The 17,457-nt window shown below is 59.1% G+C and carries 21 protein-coding genes; 13 read left to right on the top strand and 8 right to left on the bottom strand.

Annotated elements, in window-relative coordinates; all coding sequences use genetic code 11:
- Positions 1-56: 56 nt before the first annotated feature.
- The 10 genes from SLH47_RS01585 to dtd are packed head-to-tail and all read left to right on the top strand — an operon-like array spanning position 57 to position 7,918.
- Positions 57-257, top strand: a complete 201-nt coding sequence (locus tag SLH47_RS01585; RefSeq protein ID WP_320237542.1) for a hypothetical protein — start codon at positions 57-59, stop codon at positions 255-257.
- Positions 257-1,150, top strand: coding sequence for a 5-bromo-4-chloroindolyl phosphate hydrolysis family protein (locus SLH47_RS01580; protein ID WP_320237541.1), 894 nt, complete (start codon positions 257-259; stop codon positions 1,148-1,150). Before SLH47_RS01585 ends, SLH47_RS01580 begins: the two co-directional genes overlap by 1 nt.
- A complete protein-coding gene (locus SLH47_RS01575) occupies positions 1,150-2,343 on the top strand; it encodes a toxic anion resistance protein (protein WP_320237540.1) in 1,194 nt (397 codons plus the stop codon). The genes SLH47_RS01580 and SLH47_RS01575 overlap by 1 nt, the downstream gene beginning before the upstream one ends.
- A gap of 6 nt (positions 2,344-2,349) precedes the next feature.
- Positions 2,350-3,309 (top strand): DUF2927 domain-containing protein, encoded by a 960-nt coding sequence (locus SLH47_RS01570; protein WP_320237539.1) that lies wholly within the window; start codon positions 2,350-2,352, stop codon positions 3,307-3,309.
- On the top strand, positions 3,306-3,932 hold the full coding sequence (locus tag SLH47_RS01565; protein ID WP_320237538.1) for a hypothetical protein: 627 nt from the start codon (positions 3,306-3,308) through the stop codon (positions 3,930-3,932). Before SLH47_RS01570 ends, SLH47_RS01565 begins: the two co-directional genes overlap by 4 nt.
- Before the next feature lie 17 nt (positions 3,933-3,949).
- Positions 3,950-5,041 (top strand): SPFH domain-containing protein, encoded by a 1,092-nt coding sequence (locus SLH47_RS01560; RefSeq protein WP_320237537.1) that lies wholly within the window; start codon positions 3,950-3,952, stop codon positions 5,039-5,041.
- Complete coding sequence (locus SLH47_RS01555; protein WP_320237536.1) at positions 5,041-5,463, top strand: hypothetical protein; 423 nt, start codon at positions 5,041-5,043, stop codon at positions 5,461-5,463. Before SLH47_RS01560 ends, SLH47_RS01555 begins: the two co-directional genes overlap by 1 nt.
- The gene (locus tag SLH47_RS01550; protein WP_320237535.1) at positions 5,463-6,566 is read left to right on the top strand and encodes a TFIIB-type zinc finger domain-containing protein; all 1,104 of its coding nucleotides are present in this window, start codon (positions 5,463-5,465) and stop codon (positions 6,564-6,566) included. The genes SLH47_RS01555 and SLH47_RS01550 overlap by 1 nt, the downstream gene beginning before the upstream one ends.
- Positions 6,567-6,578: 12 nt before the next feature.
- The gene (locus tag SLH47_RS01545) at positions 6,579-7,484 is read left to right on the top strand and encodes a carbohydrate kinase (protein ID WP_320237534.1); all 906 of its coding nucleotides are present in this window, start codon (positions 6,579-6,581) and stop codon (positions 7,482-7,484) included.
- Entirely contained in the window at positions 7,481-7,918 is a 438-nt protein-coding gene (dtd, locus tag SLH47_RS01540) for a D-aminoacyl-tRNA deacylase (protein ID WP_320237533.1), read from the top strand. Before SLH47_RS01545 ends, dtd begins: the two co-directional genes overlap by 4 nt.
- Before the next feature lie 88 nt (positions 7,919-8,006).
- Here the strand turns inward: dtd and SLH47_RS01535 are convergent, their stop codons facing one another.
- The 6 genes from SLH47_RS01535 to SLH47_RS01510 all read right to left on the bottom strand — a co-directional run bounded on the left by SLH47_RS01535 (position 8,007) and on the right by SLH47_RS01510 (position 13,364).
- On the bottom strand, positions 8,007-8,486 hold the full coding sequence (locus tag SLH47_RS01535; RefSeq protein ID WP_320237532.1) for a CAP domain-containing protein: 480 nt from the start codon (positions 8,484-8,486) through the stop codon (positions 8,007-8,009).
- Between the two features lie 143 nt (positions 8,487-8,629).
- Entirely contained in the window at positions 8,630-10,186 is a 1,557-nt protein-coding gene (locus SLH47_RS01530) for a trimethylamine methyltransferase family protein (protein ID WP_320237531.1), read from the bottom strand.
- A 141-nt stretch (positions 10,187-10,327) separates the two neighbouring features.
- Complete coding sequence (locus SLH47_RS01525) at positions 10,328-11,002, bottom strand: hypothetical protein (protein WP_320237530.1); 675 nt, start codon at positions 11,000-11,002, stop codon at positions 10,328-10,330.
- A 94-nt stretch (positions 11,003-11,096) separates the two neighbouring features.
- A complete protein-coding gene (locus SLH47_RS01520) occupies positions 11,097-11,606 on the bottom strand; it encodes a DUF1772 domain-containing protein (RefSeq protein WP_320237529.1) in 510 nt (169 codons plus the stop codon).
- Positions 11,607-11,673: 67 nt separating this feature from the next.
- Positions 11,674-12,501 carry an NmrA family NAD(P)-binding protein gene (locus SLH47_RS01515; protein WP_320237528.1) on the bottom strand — a complete coding sequence of 276 codons (828 nt, stop codon included), beginning with the start codon at positions 12,499-12,501 and terminating at the stop codon, positions 11,674-11,676.
- 149 nt (positions 12,502-12,650) lie between these two features.
- Positions 12,651-13,364 (bottom strand): helix-turn-helix transcriptional regulator, encoded by a 714-nt coding sequence (locus SLH47_RS01510; protein WP_320237527.1) that lies wholly within the window; start codon positions 13,362-13,364, stop codon positions 12,651-12,653.
- Between the two features lie 87 nt (positions 13,365-13,451).
- On the opposite strand from SLH47_RS01510, the gene SLH47_RS01505 reads away from it, so the two are divergent.
- Entirely contained in the window at positions 13,452-14,393 is a 942-nt protein-coding gene (locus tag SLH47_RS01505) for an alpha/beta hydrolase (RefSeq protein WP_320237526.1), read from the top strand.
- A gap of 40 nt (positions 14,394-14,433) precedes the next feature.
- On the opposite strand, the gene SLH47_RS01500 is transcribed toward SLH47_RS01505, so the two are convergent.
- Positions 14,434-15,432: an AraC family transcriptional regulator gene (locus tag SLH47_RS01500; protein WP_320237525.1), complete on the bottom strand. Its 999-nt coding sequence runs from the start codon at positions 15,430-15,432 to the stop codon at positions 14,434-14,436.
- 243 nt (positions 15,433-15,675) lie between these two features.
- Between SLH47_RS01500 and SLH47_RS01495 the strand changes: the two genes are divergently transcribed.
- Positions 15,676-15,948 (top strand): hypothetical protein, encoded by a 273-nt coding sequence (locus SLH47_RS01495; RefSeq protein ID WP_320237524.1) that lies wholly within the window; start codon positions 15,676-15,678, stop codon positions 15,946-15,948.
- A 65-nt stretch (positions 15,949-16,013) separates the two neighbouring features.
- Positions 16,014-16,745, top strand: a complete 732-nt coding sequence (locus tag SLH47_RS01490) for a DUF6065 family protein (protein ID WP_320237523.1) — start codon at positions 16,014-16,016, stop codon at positions 16,743-16,745.
- Here SLH47_RS01490 and SLH47_RS01485 read toward each other — a convergent pair.
- A complete protein-coding gene (locus SLH47_RS01485) occupies positions 16,736-17,428 on the bottom strand; it encodes an HAD family hydrolase (RefSeq protein ID WP_320237522.1) in 693 nt (230 codons plus the stop codon). The two genes, SLH47_RS01490 and SLH47_RS01485, sit on opposite strands and share 10 nt — an antisense overlap.
- Positions 17,429-17,457 lie beyond the last annotated feature (29 nt).

Below are 17,457 nucleotides of genomic sequence, written 5' to 3'. Positions count from 1 at the left end.
TGCAACGATGTGCTACTTATCTGAAAGTTAAGCAAAACCTGTGGAGTGACTGAAAAATGGTGCGATTGATCCTCATTCTGGCGTTTATTGCAATCCTTGCGATTGCATTTGCAGCCGTCCTGGGGACACTCGCCACCATGCGTCTGTCCAGTGGGGAGGATCACGACACAATGCCGGAGACGTTTCGCAAGATCGCGTATTTCGCCTTGGTGCTGTTGCTGCTGGGCCTGTCTGTGGGCTGGCTGGGAGCCGCCTGATGGCAAAGCGCTTTGGCGGCAAATATAGCCCTGATGGGCAAAGCGCCGGTGTGCGTGCCGAGGCGATTGATATCCGCCAGATCAAGGCGGCAGGCTCGCCCGCGCGGCTTTTGTATCTGCCCGCGATCATTTTGGTGTTCACCTCGCTTGGGTCCGGCCCTGCGACGCTGGTGCTGGCGCTCATTGGGAGTGGTGTGCTGACGCTGGCCGCTTGGATGTTGCAGGAGGGGCTGAAGGCTGAGGCGGAGTATAACGCCCGCAAGGTCGCGCGGCGGCCTGCCGTGCCGCGCAAAATACTGGCCTCTGCGCTGACGGGGATCGGGGCGGCCATTGCGGCCTATACCGGGGATAGCGGCACCATCGGGTCGGCGCTTTACGGTGTGGCGGCATTGGGGCTGCATGTGGCGGCCTTTGGCATTGATCCAATGGCCGACAAGCGCATGGAAGGTGTCGATATGTTCCAGCAGGACCGCGTGGCGCGGGTGGTGGACGAGGCCGAGGCGCATCTGGATGTGATGAAAGCGCAGATCGAGGGCTTGTCAGACCGGCGCCTGACCGAGCGGGTGCAGGATTTTCAGGTGATCGCCCGGCGCATGATCCGCACGGTCGAGGAAGACCCGCGTGATCTGACTGGCGCGCGCAAATTTTTGAGCGTCTACCTGATGGGTGCGCGCGATGCGACGGTGAAATTCGTCGATCTTTATGGCCGCAACAAGGACGCCGAGGCGCGCGCGAGTTATGAGGCGCTGCTGGATGATCTTGAGCAGAACTTTGCCGCGCGGACCGAGAAAATGTTGCTGGATGACCGCAGCGATATGGATATTGAAATCAACGTGCTGCGCGACAGGCTGCAGCGCGAAGGCGTGAGCCTGAAAACCAAAGGGAGTGAGTAATGTCAGAGACCATTCGCCAAAAGGCCGAAGCGACCCTTGCCGAGGTGGAAAAAGTGACCGCCGTTGTCTTGCCGGAACCCAAAGGGGAGTTGGTGACGCTTGAGGCGGCTGACGCGCCCACAAGTGCCGAGATTGAAAAGCGCGTGGCCGAGATCGATATCTCGGACACGAATTCGATTGTGTCCTTCGGCTCGGCCGCGCAAGCAGAGTTGCAGGAGATTTCGCAAAGCATGCTGGCCGGTGTACGTAACAAGGATGTGGGGCCTGCAGGCGACAGTCTGCGCGGGATCGTGACAACCATTCGTGGGTTTTCAGTGTCTGAGCTTGATGTACGACGAGAGCGGAGCTGGTGGGAAAAGCTGCTTGGTCGTGCCGCGCCGATGGCGAAGTTTGCGGCACGGTTTGAGGAGGTGCAGGGCCAGATCGACAAGATCACCGACGATCTGTTGAAACATGAACATGTGCTTTTGAAGGATATCGAAAGCCTGGATGTGCTTTATGACAAGACGCTTGGCTTTTATGATGAGTTGGGCCTTTACATCGCCGCCGGTGAGGCCAAGATCGCTGATCTGGATGCCACGACGATCCCCGCGAAAGAGGCCGAGGTACAGGCAGCCGCCGAGGATCAGGCGGTGATGAAGGCGCAGGAATTGCGCGATATCCGAGCGGCCCGTGACGATCTGGAACGCCGCGTGCACGACCTGAAACTGACGCGGCAAGTGACGATGCAGTCCCTGCCCTCGATCCGGTTGGTGCAGGAGAATGACAAGTCGCTGGTGACGAAGATCAACTCGACCTTGGTGAACACGGTGCCGCTGTGGGAGACGCAATTGGCGCAGGCCGTGACGATCCAACGGTCTGCCGAGGCGGCGGAAGCCGTGCGCGATGCGAATGACCTGACGAATGAGCTCCTGCAAGCCAATGCCGAGAACCTGCGTCAGGCGAACCGCACGATCCGCGAGGAGATGGAGCGGGGCGTGTTTGACATTGAGGCCGTGAAATCGGCCAATGAGAACCTGATCGCTACCATCAATGAAAGCCTTGAGATCGCCGATGAGGGCAAGCGCAAGCGGGCCGAGGCCGAAGCCGAGTTGCAAAAGATGGAAGCCGAGTTGAAGGAAACGCTCGCCGCCGCCAAGGCGCGGGGCACCGGGACCGGCGACACAATCGGCACGGCGGCAGGTGTTGAGTAAGACTGTATGACGTTGCAGGGGGCTTTGCGGGGCGGTCTGGGTCTTGTTCTGGCGACGGGGTTGATGGGGTGTGAGTTGCTGATGCCCCCCGTTGCGCCGCCTGTTGACACACAGGTGAACGAACCGCCCCTGCCGCCTATGCCCGTGGTGGTGCCGCCCAGCCAAGCGAGCCGCGATCTGGCGCGCTATTACACGCGGTTGCAAAACGATCTTTTGACCCAAGGCTTGCTGCGCGGGGATGGCGGCGGGCCGGATACGCCTTTTACCGATACGATACTGGCCCGGAATTTCGTGCGCATAGCACTCTTCAACGAATATCGCGATGACAGCGACTTCACCCGGCCTCAGGCTACTGTCTCGAAACTGCGGCGCTGGACTCAACCGATCCGCATGTCGGTGGAGTTTGGCCAGACCGTGCCGCTGGATCAGCGCGCGCAGGATACGGCGAGCGTCAGCGCCTATGCCGCAAGGCTCTCGCGCCTGTCGAATGTGCCGATCACGCTGACGGATGAAAACCCGAATTTCCGCGTGCTATTTTTGGGCGAGGATGACCGGCGCGCCTATGGCGACCGTTTGCGCGAGCTAATCCCCACGATTTCCGACGCGACGGTGCGGACCTTTGTCAACCTGCCACGCGACCAGCTTTGCGTGGTGATCGGGACATTTGCGCCGGGTCGGTCAAGCTATACCAAAGCCATCGCAATGATCCGGGCCGAGCATCCGAACCTGATGCGGACCGCTTGTATTCATGAGGAGCTGGCGCAAGGTATGGGGCTGGCCAACGACAGCCCTGACGCGCGCCCGTCGATCTTTAACGATGACGAGGAATTCGCGTTGCTGACGCGGCATGATGAGTTGCTGCTGCAAATGCTCTATGATCCACGGCTGGAGACAGGCATGGACCCGGCAACTGCAGCCCCCATCGCACGGGCCATTGCGCGGGACTATCTGGGCGGTGCGTCATGAGAGCCGCTCTTTGCCTGCTGCTTGGCGCGGCACCGGCTAGTGCAGAGAGCGCGCTTGACTGGCTGGTGGCACGCAGCGTCCCGGTCAGCGTGGGTGAAGCTGGCACGTGGGTCACACCATCCGGCACGGTTCTGGCGGCTGATCCGCTGACCTTGTTTGGCATTGAAAGCCCGATTTCAGGCCTGCCCGAAACCACCGCGACAGTGCTTGGATTCTATCCGGTCGACAGCCCTGGCCGGACCGCGCTGATGGCGCTGATCTGGTCGGACGCCCCGGTTGTCTGCGGCGAGGATGTATCAACCATCGGCGTCGATACCGGACTGGCGGCTTTTCTTGCGCCATCTGACGTGCCGGTTCTGCTTGATTACATGAAGGAATGGGACACGCTTTATGCCGGGTCTTATGCCGAGCAGATTGATACCTTGTATCCCGGCCCAATGCTGATTGATCTGCCTGGCGCATCAGGCTTTCCCCTGTCTGGCAGCGGGTGGGGCGATGGCGGCTATCCGGTGGCGACCTTGAAAGATGAAGAGGGCCAGGTCACGGCGCTTTATACACAATTTATCACAGGCGAGGACGCGGATTGGCTCTTGCCAACCCCCTGTGAGGACAGCACATCCTAGGTGAAAGGAGACAGCTTATGGGCATATTCGATTTTCTGAAGGGCGAGTTTATCGACGTCATTCATTGGACCGACGACACGCGCGACACGATGGTCTGGCGGTTTGAGCGGGAAGGCCATGAGATCAAATATGGCGCCAAACTGACTGTGCGTGAGGGGCAGGCGGCGGTCTTTGTGCATGAAGGGCAGTTGGCGGATGTGTTCAGCCCCGGGCTCTATATGCTTGAGACCAACAACATGCCCATCATGACGACGCTGCAGCATTGGGATCACGGGTTTCAGAGCCCGTTCAAATCCGAGATCTATTTCGTCAACACCACCCGGTTTGCAGGGCTGAAATGGGGCACGAAGAACCCGATCATGCTGCGCGATCCGGAATTTGGGCCGACGCGGTTGCGTGCCTTTGGCACCTATACGGTCAAGGTGGCCGACCCGGCGGTGTTCCTGCGCGAGATAGTGGGGACGGATGGAGAGTTTACCCGCGATGAGATCAGCTTTCAGATCCGCAATATCATCGTGCAGGAGTTTTCGCGCGCGATTGCCAAATCGGGCATTCCGGTCCTCGATATGGCGGCGGCCACGGCAGAAGTGGGCAAGCTGATTGCGGAGGCCATTGACCCGACGCTCAAGCAATACGGGCTAAGCCTACCGGAGCTTTACATCGAAAACATCAGCCTGCCACCTGCCGTGGAAAAGGCGTTGGATGAACGCACCTCGCGCGGCGTGGCGGGCAATCTGGACGATCATATGAAATGGAAGGCGGCGGAAGCCATGACCATGGAAGGCTCTGGCGCGGGTCAGGCCATGGGGATGGGCATGGGCGCCGGGATGGGCATGCAGATGGCGCAGAACCCATGGGGTGCTCCGGCGCCTGCTGCGGCTGCGCCTCCTCCCCCGCCGCCGGTGGAGCATGTCTGGCATATTGCCGAGGCGGGCAACGTGACCGGCCCGTTTTCCAAGGCCGCTTTGGGCCGGATGGTCACCGAAGGCAAACTGAGCCGCGACAGCATGGTCTGGACCCAAGGGCAGGATGGCTGGATGAAGGCGGAAGACGTGACCGAACTTGCGCAACTCTTCACAGTCATGCCCCCGCCTCCACCACCTGTCTGATGACCCGACGCCGCCTGACGATCCTGTTGCATTGGTCGACCCTGCTTTTGCTCCTGATGATGGTCAAAGGCGGCACGTCGGATGTGGTCGTCCGCTGGCTTTTTGTCATCGGTGGCGCGGTCTGGATCGGCATGGCCCTCGCGCGCGGCATGATGTGCAAGCCGGGGCCAAAGTTGCAGGGGTCTTTACGTACCGCCTATCCATGGATGCATCGGGGGATGTATGCGCTGTTGGCGGTGGCCGTGGTACTGAATGCGAGCGCTTTGCTTGGGTTCGCGCCACATGACACGGGCTGGGTGGCACTGTTGCTTTTGTTGGCGGCCGCCACCTTTCACGGCCTGTTTCATTTCTGGCGGCACAACGCGCTTTTTGACGGGGCTTTGCGCGTGATGACCCCACGTTTTGTCCATAAGTATCTGTGATGGAAGAGAAAACATCAGTCACAGCTGAACATCGCTTTCCCTGCGAGGCGTGTGGGGCCGATCTGCGTTATGATCCCGGCGACGATCAACTGGTCTGCGATCACTGCGGGAATATCCAGCCCGTCAGCGGCGATGGGCCTTGGTCAGGCGCGATCCGGGAGCTTGATTTTCGCAAGGGCGTGAATGAGCAACTGGCAGCCGAGGATATCGAGGAAACGCGCGTTGTCACATGCCCCAATTGCGGCGCGCAGACCGAGTTTGACAGCGACCTGCACGCCGCCGAATGCCCGTTTTGCGCGACACCCGTGGTGACCGATACCGGCACGCATCGGCATATCAAACCGCGTGGTCTTCTGCCTTTTGCCTGGGAGGAAGCGCAGGCGCGCGATGCGGTGACGGACTGGCTGGGCGGTCTGTGGTTCGCGCCGAATGGGCTGGCCGAGTACGCCCGCAAAGGCCGCAAGATGAACGGCATCTATGTGCCCTACTGGACCTTCGATGCCGATACCAGGACGCGCTATACCGGCCAGCGCGGCACGCATTATTACGAGACGCGCACGGTCATGCGCGACGGCAAGCGCAAGCAGGTCCGCGTGCGCAAGACACGCTGGCGCAATGTCTCGGGCCGGGTCGCGCGGTTTTTCGATGACGTGCTGGTGCTGGCCTCAAAGTCTTTGCCCAAGAGATACACTGATGGTCTGGAGCCTTGGGATTTGTCGGCGTTGGAGCCCTATAAGCCCGAATACCTCGCCGGGTTTCGGGCCGAGGGCTATCAGGTCGAACTCGTGGACGGGTTTGATGAGGCGCGGGCCTATATGGACCGGATGATCCGGCGGGACATCAAATATGATATTGGCGGCGATGATCAGCGGATCGGGTCGGTGAATACCGATATCTCAGATGTGACCTTCAAGCACATTCTGCTGCCGGTCTGGCTTGCCGCCTATAAATACCGGGGCAAGTCTTACCGCTTCGTCGTGAATGGCCGCACAGGCCGCGTGCAGGGGGAGCGGCCCTATTCGGCGTGGAAGATCGCCTTTGCCGTCATCATCGGGATCATCGTTGCATTGGCTGTGGGATTTGTTATCGCGGAAAACCAATAAGGGAGGTTTGCGATGATCCTGTGTGCGGGTGAGGCCCTCATCGACATGCTGCCGCGAAAGACCGTAGAGGGTGGTGATGCCTTTGCGCCGCATGCTGGCGGATCGGTGTTCAATACTGCGATTGCCTTGGGGCGGTTGGGCGCACCGGTACAGTTTTTCAGCGGTCTGTCATCGGATCTGTTCGGCGATATCCTGCGGGCGGAATTGGCGGCGTCGGGCGTCGATGCGGGGCCTGCGGCGATCAGCGACCGCCCCACGACGCTGGCCTTTGTGAAGCTGACGGACGGCCACGCCTCTTATGCATTTTACGATGAGAATACTGCGGGGCGGATGATTGCGCCGGACGATCTGCCAGATGTGGCGGCGGAGGCGCTGTTCTTTGGTGGCATATCGCTGGTGGTCGAGCCCTGCGGCAGTGCTTACGAAGCGCTGATGCTGCGCGAGGCGGCGTCGCGCGTGATGATGATTGATCCCAATATTCGGCCGGGATTCATTACCGATGAAGCTTCCTACCGCGACCGGCTGACCCGGATGCTGGGAGTCGCTGATATCATCAAGACTTCGGATGAGGATCTGACATGGATGACCGGGGAGGCAGATGCGGGCGCGCTTTTGCGCGAGACGGATGCGAAGGTTGCGCTGCTGACCCGCGGCGGGGATGGTGTGACGATTGTGACCGAAGGAGGCGCCGTTGATGTGCCCGCCGAAAAAGCAGAGGTCGTCGATACTGTTGGAGCGGGCGACACGTTCAGCGCTGGGTTCTTGGCGTCTCTGGACCGCCAAGGCGTGCTGACCAAGGAAGCGCTGCCTGATGTCACCGATGTGCAATTGGCCGAGGCGGCCGCGTTCGGGGCGAAAGTGGCGGCAATCACCGTCAGCCGCGCTGGCGCCAATCCACCCTGGGCGTCTGAACTATGAGAGCACTCATCCAGAGGGTGACCGAGGCTGCGGTGCGCGTGGACGGCGAAGTGATTGGCAAGATCGGGCCGGGCCTGCTGATCCTCGTCTGCGCGATGGAGGGCGATGATCGCGCAAAGCCCGCGGCGCTGGCAGCCAAGATCAGCAAGTTGCGGATTTTCCCGGACGATGCCGGTAAGATGAACCGGTCTCTGTTGGATATGGACGGTGCAGCACTGATCGTCAGCCAGTTCACGCTGGCCGCCGATACGTCACGCGGCAACCGGCCCGGCTTTTCGCAAGCCGCGAAACCAGATGCGGGGCGCGCGCTTTTCGAGGCCTTTGTGGCCGAAATGGGCGCACTTGGAATCGCAACTGCCACCGGAGCGTTTGGGGCCGACATGGCCGTGAGCCTTGTCAATGACGGGCCGGTGACGATCTGGATGGACGTGTGATGGGGCAGACTTTTCGTCACGAAAAGTCTGTTAGCAAATCCTCCCGGAGGATTTGGGGCCAGTTTTTGTTACAAAAAATGGCTGCCAGCTAGCACTGCTTTCCGACAACCAGCACCCAATAGGGGCCTTTTGGGCCTTGGGTGATGCCTATGCCGAATTCCTCGATCCGGGGATGCATCATGTTGCGGCGGTGCCCGGGCGAATTCATCCAACCGGTAACAATCCGTTCGGGCTGCGGATAGCCCCAGGCGATGTTTTCGGCGACGATGCAATCGTCATAGCCCGCATTGCGCACACGCCGCTGAGAGTTTGAGCCGTCTGTGCCACGGTGATCGAAGAAATCATTCACCTGCATGTCGCAGGCATGCACCATGGCCGCCTGGCCCAGACGCCGGTTAAAGCGCAGCGGCGCCTCGCCCTGCGCGCGCCGGTTGGCATTCACCCCTGCTGCGATTTCCGTGGCCAGCGCATTCACATTGCTGGGCGCAACACAATTGGCCGAGGCAGCGGCCTGCGTTGCGGCACATGTCAGAAAAAGCCCGGCGGCGAGGCCAAGAAAGCGATGCATTGTGGTGTCCCTTTGTCCCGTATTCTGGACGGTAGGATTGACACCGGATCACGGCAAGGCTGTGGCGCATGAAGGGCCTTGCGGCGGCAATTCGCTGCTGGATGCAGCAAAATGTCGCCGAAATGAGGCGCCTGGTATGGCCTTCAGAAATCTGTCGGGGCGCCGCCTTCTTCTTTGCGTTTGGCGACAAAGGCGCCGAGTTCCTCGCGCACGCCGGGATCCATCGGCGGTTCATCGAAGGTGGCGAGGATTTCCTTGTACGTGCGATGCGCGCGTTCCGCAGTCCAGATGCTGCCTGCGGCCTCCCACGCCTCGAAGTTGCGCCAGTCGGACATAAAGGGTTGATAGAACGCGTTTTCATAGCGTTCCTGCGTGTGTGGAATGCCGAAATAATGGCCGTTGGGGCCAACCTCTTTGATCGCATCGACGGCGATGTCTTCGGGACCGACGGCGGTGATCGCAGGTTCAAAATAGCGCTGGATCATCTGGATGATCTCGCAATCCATCACGAATTTCTCGGGGCAAGCGATCAGCCCGCCTTCGAGCCATCCGGCCGCGTGATAGACGATATTCGTGCCCGATTGCACGGCGGCCCAAAGTGCATTCGACGTCTCCCACATCGCCTGCCCGTCGGGGATATTGGCGGCGCAAGAGCCGGAGGCGCGCATCGGCACGCCATAAAACCGCGCCATCTGGCCGGTCATCTGGGTGGCGCGCATATATTCGGGCGTACCAAAGGCAGGCGCGCCGGATTTCATGTCAACGTTGCTGGTAAACGTGCCGATCACGCAGGGAATGCCGGGGCGGACATATTGGAAAAGGGCGATGGCGCTGATCGCCTCGGCAATCGACAGTGTGACGGCCCCCGCCATTGTCACCGGCGCCATGGCACCGGCCAGCGTGAAGGGCGTGACGATGATCGCCTGCCCGCGCCTTGCACAACGCAGGCAGCCATCAATCATCAGGTCGTCATGTTTCAGCGGCGAGGTCGAGTTGATGTTGGTGTACATATGCGGTTTGGAGACGAACTGCTCTTCGCTGAGCTGGCTCGATATTTTGACCATCTCCATCACATCCTCGACCCGTTCCTTGCCGAGTGAATAGGCATGCACGACTTTGTCAGTCAGGGTCATCTTGTCATACATGATGTCGAGGTGCCGGATTGAGGCATGCAGATCGACTGCCTCGACCGGATAACCACCGGCAAAATGGATGCAGTTAAAGTACTGCGTCAGCCGCAACAGGTTTGCGCATTGTGCGCGCGTCCCTGAGACTTTTTTTCCAATCTCCAGATCGAAATAGTTGGGCGGGGACGAGACATTGCCGAAGAGGATATGTTTGCCACCCAGAGTGATCTTGCGCTCTGGATTGCGTGGGGTGATGTCAAAGATCGCGGGGGCGTGGCCCAGCATCTCCATCACCCAGTCGCGGCCCATGCGCACATTGGTGCCGTTGACGATGCATCCGGCCTCTTTGAAAAGCGCGAGTGCTTCATCATGGAGAAACTCGATGCCGATCTCTTCGAGGATGCGCATCGCGCTATCATGGATTGCCTGCACGCCCTCTTCGTCAAGGGGCTCGGTCGGCCTGTCCGTATTCACAGGGATGCGCCATGGCATCTGATCGATACCGGCGGCCGCACGCCGGTTCGCATTGCCAGCGCGGCCACCACCGCGTCTGCGTGTTCTCGTCTCAGCCATTGCATCTTTCCCGTTTCATCTGGCGTGATGATGGCAGTGGCACCTTCACCGGACCCCGCTGAAACCGACACGGGATGTCGGAAACGCCAATTGCATGGCCGGTAAATGGCCATCCGGGGCCGGTTCGTCCTGTGCGTTTTTCTATGCGTCATCCACAGGCGTTTGCCTGCTGTTCTGCGCCTCAGTTTTGAGTTTCTCCACGATTTCAGCTTCGCTCAATCCTTTGTCTGCCCGGCGCAAAACAAGCTCTGCATGCCGCACGCCGTCTTCGTTGGAACCATAGAGAACCGATTGCGCCCTGATATCCGTGGGGCCTGACAGCCATGACCGTCGGCTGAACGGATCGATGTAGAGCGTTGATTTGGAATAATGCTCGTCTCCGCTCGCGATGTCAGTCCGGGCAAACATGATCTCATCAACGCCCTGATGTTCGAAAACCTGACTGATGCTGCGAAAGTGGGAATCCATCTTGCCGTCGGCATCAACCCCGTATCCGGTGATGGACAAAGACGCGACGTCCTGTGCGATGCGCCAGATGCCATAGTGGCGCTGTCCATTGACGTCGTAGCTGTAGGTCCACAGGCCCTTCAGAAATCTTGTGCGGTGATAAAGTGCGAGCAGTGCGTCGGAACTGCGGATCAGCCAGTGGATGAGCAAGATCAGCAGGCGGAACAGCCCAACGCTTGTAAAGAAGGTGATGAGCCAGCGCATCTGCGGTTCGATTTGATCAAGGCCGGCTAACAGATTGCTGAGCGCCATAATGTAAGAGATCGTGACCAACAATATGACAATGTTCACTTTTTCAAGGATGTTCATGGCTGGAATACCCTCTGTCTGGTCTGCGTGAAGCGACTCTTTATGATGACGGGCGGCGGATCAGGGATCAGCACCGCCCGTTCATGAACTGGCATCAGACAGTCTGCGTCTGGGATTGAGCCATCCAGAGAAGCCCGAAGAGAAGCAACGCGGCAGCAAGTGTGCAAGCGATTGTCCGGACCGAATTCCAGAAGGTCCAACGGGGCACGTAGGTCTGCAGCCAATAGGCGCGTGTGTTCTCTGACGACATCTCCATCCCCGCCAACGCCTCGTTCATCGGCACGTTGAAGAACACGGTGACGCCGAAACAACCGATGAGATAGACGAGACCTGCCAGCATGATCAGCGTCCCGGCAGGTCCCGAGAGACCAAAGGCGCCATAGCCCGCAACGACTAGTGAGACTGCGACCATGCCGAGAAACAGCGTCATGAATATCCAGCGAAAAACCTCTCGGTTGATCACCTGCATGGCCTCCACACCACCATGGCCACCAGTCAGGGCAAGCGAGCGCATGATGAAATCAGAGAAAGCGAGGAACACTCCGCCAACCAGGGCGTAGGCGAGTATGGCGAATTGAATAAGAAAGAAGAAAGTAGTGGACATCTTGATCACTCCTGATTGGGAAAAGGGGGCAGCAAAAGCGCTGTGGCTCCTGCCGCCCGGTTTGGGTTCAGGCGGCCGTGGGCCAGGCGCCTGCGGCGTGCGCGGACTGCGCGAAGTCGGCGAAATCACGGGGCTTGCGACCTAGCGCGCGCTCTACGCCATCGGTGAGATGTGCGTTGCGGCCATCCAGCGTTTCACGGGCAATCGCGGTAAAGACATCGGCAACAAACGTGTCACCGGAGGCTGCGACATTGGCGTGGAAATCCTCGAACGTGATCGGCACATGCTGTATGGGCCGACCCAGCGTGTCCGACAATACCCCTGCCATCTCGGCGAAAGTCATCAGACGCGGACCGGTCACTTCGTAACGTTGGCCAAGGTGCCCCTCTTCAGTCAGCGCGGCCACAACCACGTCTGCGATGTCATCGATATCGATGATCGGCTCTGCAATATCACCGCCGGGCATGGGCAGCACGCCGCCCAGGATCGGGTCGCGCAGGTAGCCTTCGGAGAAGTTCTGGGCAAACCAGGCGGCCCGCACAATGGTGAATGGCACGCCCGAGTTGCGGACAACTTCTTCGCCCATGCTCGCGAAGTGCTCGCCACGCCCGGAAAGCAGCACCATATGCTCAAGTCCGGTCTTGGCTGCAACTTTGGCAAAGGCTTCCAGTTTTTCCACAGCGCCCGGAAAGGCGAGGTCGGGGAAGTAGGTGACATAGGCTTTGGAAACGCCGCTCAGAACAGGCGTCCACGTAGCCGGATCTTCCCAATCGAATGGGGTTTCGGACCTGCGGGTTCCGCGCCGAACAGTCACGCCCTTTGCTTCAAGTTTGGCAGCGACGCGTGATCCCGTCTTTCCAGTGGCGCCGATGATGAGAATTGGTTGGTCAGTCATTTTCAGTTTCCCGTGGTTGCTTTGATGACCAAGGTTTAGAAAGACTGACGGGCACTGGTATTGACCGCCGTTGCCAAGGTTTTGACATCTGCTGCCACTGCTAGGGAGTTGCGGGCCAATAGCACCAATGCCCGGTGTTTGACACGTGCCTATGCGTATCGGATGCGGTGCACGCCGTCGCAGAAGGGGACGCGCCTTGATCGAAACGTGAGCCCTTCGACCACCTGCGGTCGGCTGATACGGTCCATGCGAAAATGCCGAAAGCCCGCGCGTGCAGGATCCCATGCCACCAGATACCAAAGCGGCGGCAAGATGAGCATGGCGTGCGGTTCAACCTGTCGCGCGGTTCTCGCATCCTTTGCATCGCGATAAATGAAGTTCAGATGCAACCGCTCAAGGAACGATCGTTCGAATGTGGGCAGCAGAGCGGGTTCCATTACTCCCAGGTTCGAAAGGTCAACTTGCGGGGCAAGTGGCCCCACATAAAGGCAATCTAGCAGACGGCGCAGATCGCGAAGCTTGTCCGACGGTAGGGATTTCTCAATCTTGGCCAGCCCGGCATCTGCGAGTCCTGAGAACGGAAGGTTCCCCGCGGCACGCATACTCGAAATACCGATGATCAGTGCAAACACCTCGGCAACGGTCAGTCGCGGCGTGGTTTGTACAGAGGTCGGATCCAGATATAGCCCACCGCCCCGCCCCTGTTCTGCGTGAATGACATAGCCCTCGTCTCTTAGCGCTGAAAGATCGCGCAGCACGGTGCTACGCGACGCGCCCACCTCTCTCACCAAAGCGTGGATGGTCGTCGTCCCATTGCGGCGCAGTGTCCGGACAATGGCATCTTGTCGAATGCGGCTCTTCATATCGGCATGCGGTCCCACAAAGGTGTCATATTTTGAAATCTTTTTAGCCTATCCGCGCTTTGAGGCAATCAAGAAGGAGACGCCGCCATGAACAAGATCACCGAATTTCCTACGCCCAAGCTCATCTCAGCAAATGGCATCACGCTTGAGGTTTTTGAGGCCGGGCAGGAAAACAAGGGAAACCCAATTGTGCTGTGTCATGGATGGCCCGAACATGCATATTCGTGGCGCTATCAGATGCCAGCACTTGCCGCTGCGGGCTATCACGTGATCGTCCCCAACCAACGAGGCTATGGAAACTCATCCCATCCATCAGAGGTTTCGGACTATGACATCGTACATCTGACCGGCGATCTTGCCGCGCTGCTTGATCATTTTCGCTATGAGGATGCTGTCTTTGTTGGCCATGATTGGGGCGCAAACGTCGTCTGGAGCCTGGCGCTTTTGCACCCCAGTCGCGTGAGAAGGATCATCAATCTGGCCCTGCCATACCAGACGCGCACTCCGGTTCCTTGGATTTCGTTCATGGAGACGGTGTTCGGGCAGGACAACTATTTCGTTCACTTCAACCGCCAACCCGGTGTCGCGGACGCTGTAATGGACAAAAATACCGACCGGTTCCTACGCAATCTTTTCCGCAAGAACGTAGCCCCAATACCGCCAGAGCCGGGTATGATGATGATCAATCTCGCCAAGGCAGAGGCCGCTTTAGGAGACCCAGTGATGAGCGACGACGACCTCAATGTCTTCGTCTCGTCCTTTAAGGCAAACGGGTTCACCAGCAGCATCAACTGGTACCGGAACATAGACCGCAACTGGCACATCCTCGCGGATGTTGATCCGATCATCCACGCTCCATCACTCATGATTTATGGCGAGCGGGACATGACCCCGAAATCCGACAACCTGACAGAATTCGTGCCGAAGGTGGACGTGGCAAGCCTTGATTGCGGCCATTGGATCCAGCAGGAAATGCCCAACGAAACCACACGGCTTATCCTGGATTGGCTGGCTGAAAAGGTGGTTTGAGGCGCAGCCAGTTCGCATTAAGCCAACGACATTATTGAAGCTAGGAATGCGACTTTCGATAAGCCGCCGGAGTGACGCCCGTCCACCGTTTGAAAGCGCGGTTGAAGGCGCTTTGCTCTGAATATCCCGTCAGGAAGGCGATTTCGGCGAGCGCATAGCGATCGTCGCGCAGCATGGCGATCGCGATCTCGCGACGCGTCTCTTCGGTCAGGGTCTGGAAACTCATCCCCTGTTCGGCGAGGCGCCGGTGAAACGACCGCGCGCTGAGACCAAGCCTGCGCGCGATATCCGCCATCTTGGGCAGTCCTTCACTGAGCGCGCGCGCAATCTCTCCTTTGATCTGAGCCTGCAAGGTGGGCGTGTCATCGATCCCCGCAAGCTCTTGGTCGAGATGTGAGACGAGAAACTTTGTGATCCCCTCATCTCCAAGGATGTTGGGTTGCACAAGCGACGCCTTCGAAAACAAGAGCGCGTTGTGATCGGCATCGAAATCGACCGGGCAGTCCAGGTATCGTTCGTGATGCTCTTTGGTAGGGGGTGGTGGGTGCCTGAAGAACGCTCTGAGCGGCGCAAGTGGAACCGGGCAGACCTGCCGCGCAATCGAGACCGTAGCAATCAGACTTGTTTCGTTTGAAAGAGATATCCCCAAACGGTTCGGCCCCTCCCGGTGAAGGATATAGAGAGCCCCGTCCGACGTGTCCCGAAGTTCGTACGACACTACGCTTGTCCAAAGCCGTGCATATCGTTCGACCCGCGCCAGCGAGCCGAGCAGATTTGGCGCGGCCTTCCAAGCCAAGCCAAGCGCACCATATTCATCCGTTTGCATGGACGCGCCGACCTGAACGGGCAATGCTGTCACATCGATCTCTTCAGCGATTTGCTCCAACATGGCGTAGTATGCCTCTGCTGAGATCATCGCCTTCGGATCCCAGGGGGCATCGATCTCTAATCCGACAGATGCAAGCACGCGCACCGGGTCAATCTTGTCGCCCGCCGCGCTGACGACCTTTCGCGCAAAAAGTGATGTCACCTGCCCCATGTGGCCAAACTAGGCCGACCAAAACGGCGATCCAAGCCCCTGCGGGGCGCCGCTTGCATGACTAACACTGGCACCGGTGCAGGGCCGTTGGTTTTGATCTGCCGCGCCGACACCAACGGCGATTGATCTGGCACTGTCATTCACAGAAAGAGATTCGGTGCCAGTGGGGAATTCATCCATTGTCCGATTCAACCCCGCCGGGTGACGCTGAAACTCCATCAACCAGATACAGGGAGTTTGAATATGCGTTCAACGAAGGACACCGGCAAAGTGCGTCTTGGCAATTACTCGGCGCCAGCGACACTGAAATCCGCAAAGCAGGTCAAACTCGGCAATGTCAGCACACCTGCGCCGCTCAAGAATGCCGACAAGGTCAAACTCGGCGGCATCCAGGCGCCCACATCGCTGAAAGACAAATCCAGGGTGAAGCTCGGCTCTGTGCAAGTACCCGCGGCGATGAAGAATTCAGGCAAGGTGCGGCTGGGGAACGCGGAACAGCCCGCGCAATTGCGCTAGTCGCTTTATGGTAACCTGCGGGTCTGGGATGGTCGTCTTGGACCCGCGTTAAGGTGAGCGACAGGATGGTTGAATTTTTTGTCGTTGTCGAAGGTGGCTATGCCCCCATTCCCGCCGATCCATCCGCGATGGGGCGTTTGCCCACAGCCGCTTTTCGCTATTGCGAGCCGGTGCGCACCGCATCCCGTTTTGGCTGGTACGTATTCCTGCCTGAACAATTGTCGCTCATCTGGGAAGAGGACAATTTCTTCTGGTCACTCGATAATTTCGAGACGCGCTACCTGCTGAGCGACGCCATCCAGTACCCTCATTTTTCCGACAGGTTCGATGCGGCCGCACCAGAAAGCGATGAAGGATACGCGCCGCCATTCCTCAGCCGGACGAATGATGAGGATATCGTTCAGATTTGGACGGGCCTTTTTGCAAGGACGCCGCCCGGCCACGGGCTATGGGTCAGGGGGCCGGTAAATCTTGCTCAGCAATCCGCCTTTACTGTTTTGGAGGGTGTCGTTGAGACCGATTGGTGGTTCGGCCCGCTTTTTGCCAATGTCCGGATCGAGCGGCGCGACACCCCGATCGTCTTTCGCCAGACCCGGCCGTTTCTACAGGTGATGCCGTTTGACAAGGAACTGGGACAGGAGACCGCCAAAGCCATGCCCGCGGTGCATCTGGGGCTGGATACCTTGGGTAAGGCGGAATGGGACGCTTATCGTCAGACCGTCGTCAAACGCATGAAAACGCCGCATCCGCCTGGAGATTATGCGGTGATGGCGCGCAAGGGCGGCCCTCAGGACTGAGCATCAAGCCAGGCGGGGATATGGCCGATACCGGGCAGCAGCACATCCGCCAGTGGTGCCAGTTCAGCCGCAGGTGCCGGACCGGTGAGCACGCCGATCGTTGTCATGCCGGCCGCGCGACCGGCCTGCAAATCATGGGTGCTGTCGCCGATCATTGCACAATGATAGGGGGCAAGGCCGGTCTGGCGGCAGAAGGCGTCAAGCTGCCCGGTGCCGGGTTTTGCGCCATGGCCGCTGTCATAGCCTGCGATAAAGTGGAAATGATCGCGCACGCCTGCGCTGGTGAGGTTCAAAAGTGCTGGTTCCGCTGCATCATTCGTTGCGATGCCCAGTTGCAGCCCACGCGCCCGTAAATCGTCGAAAAGCGGGATCAACGGCACAGCCTGCACCTGTTCAACGGCACCGGCGGCAGCGTTCATGCGCGGGATCAGCGTATCCTGCGTGTCGTCCGTCAATACGGTCAACATCACATTCGCCGTCTCCTCGACCGTCGCGGCAATCACAACACTCCCCGGCAGGAAGCGACGGTTTTTCATGTCATAGCCCATGGCTTCGGCCAGTGCGGTACCCTTTGCCGGATTATCCGCAGTCTCGGTTGTAATCATCTGCCACGTCCACGCGCCCCAGGTCGCGTTGAAATCAAAGAGCGTGCCATCCTTGTCGAAAATCAGGCCTTTGATCACTTTGCTGTTCCCTTGCGGTCATTGACATG

Origin of the sequence: Cognatiyoonia sp. IB215182, assembly GCF_033963905.1 — a bacterium.
In the GTDB taxonomy this organism is placed as follows: domain Bacteria; phylum Pseudomonadota; class Alphaproteobacteria; order Rhodobacterales; family Rhodobacteraceae; genus Yoonia.
This window is presented reverse-complemented; position numbering and strand designations above follow the sequence as displayed.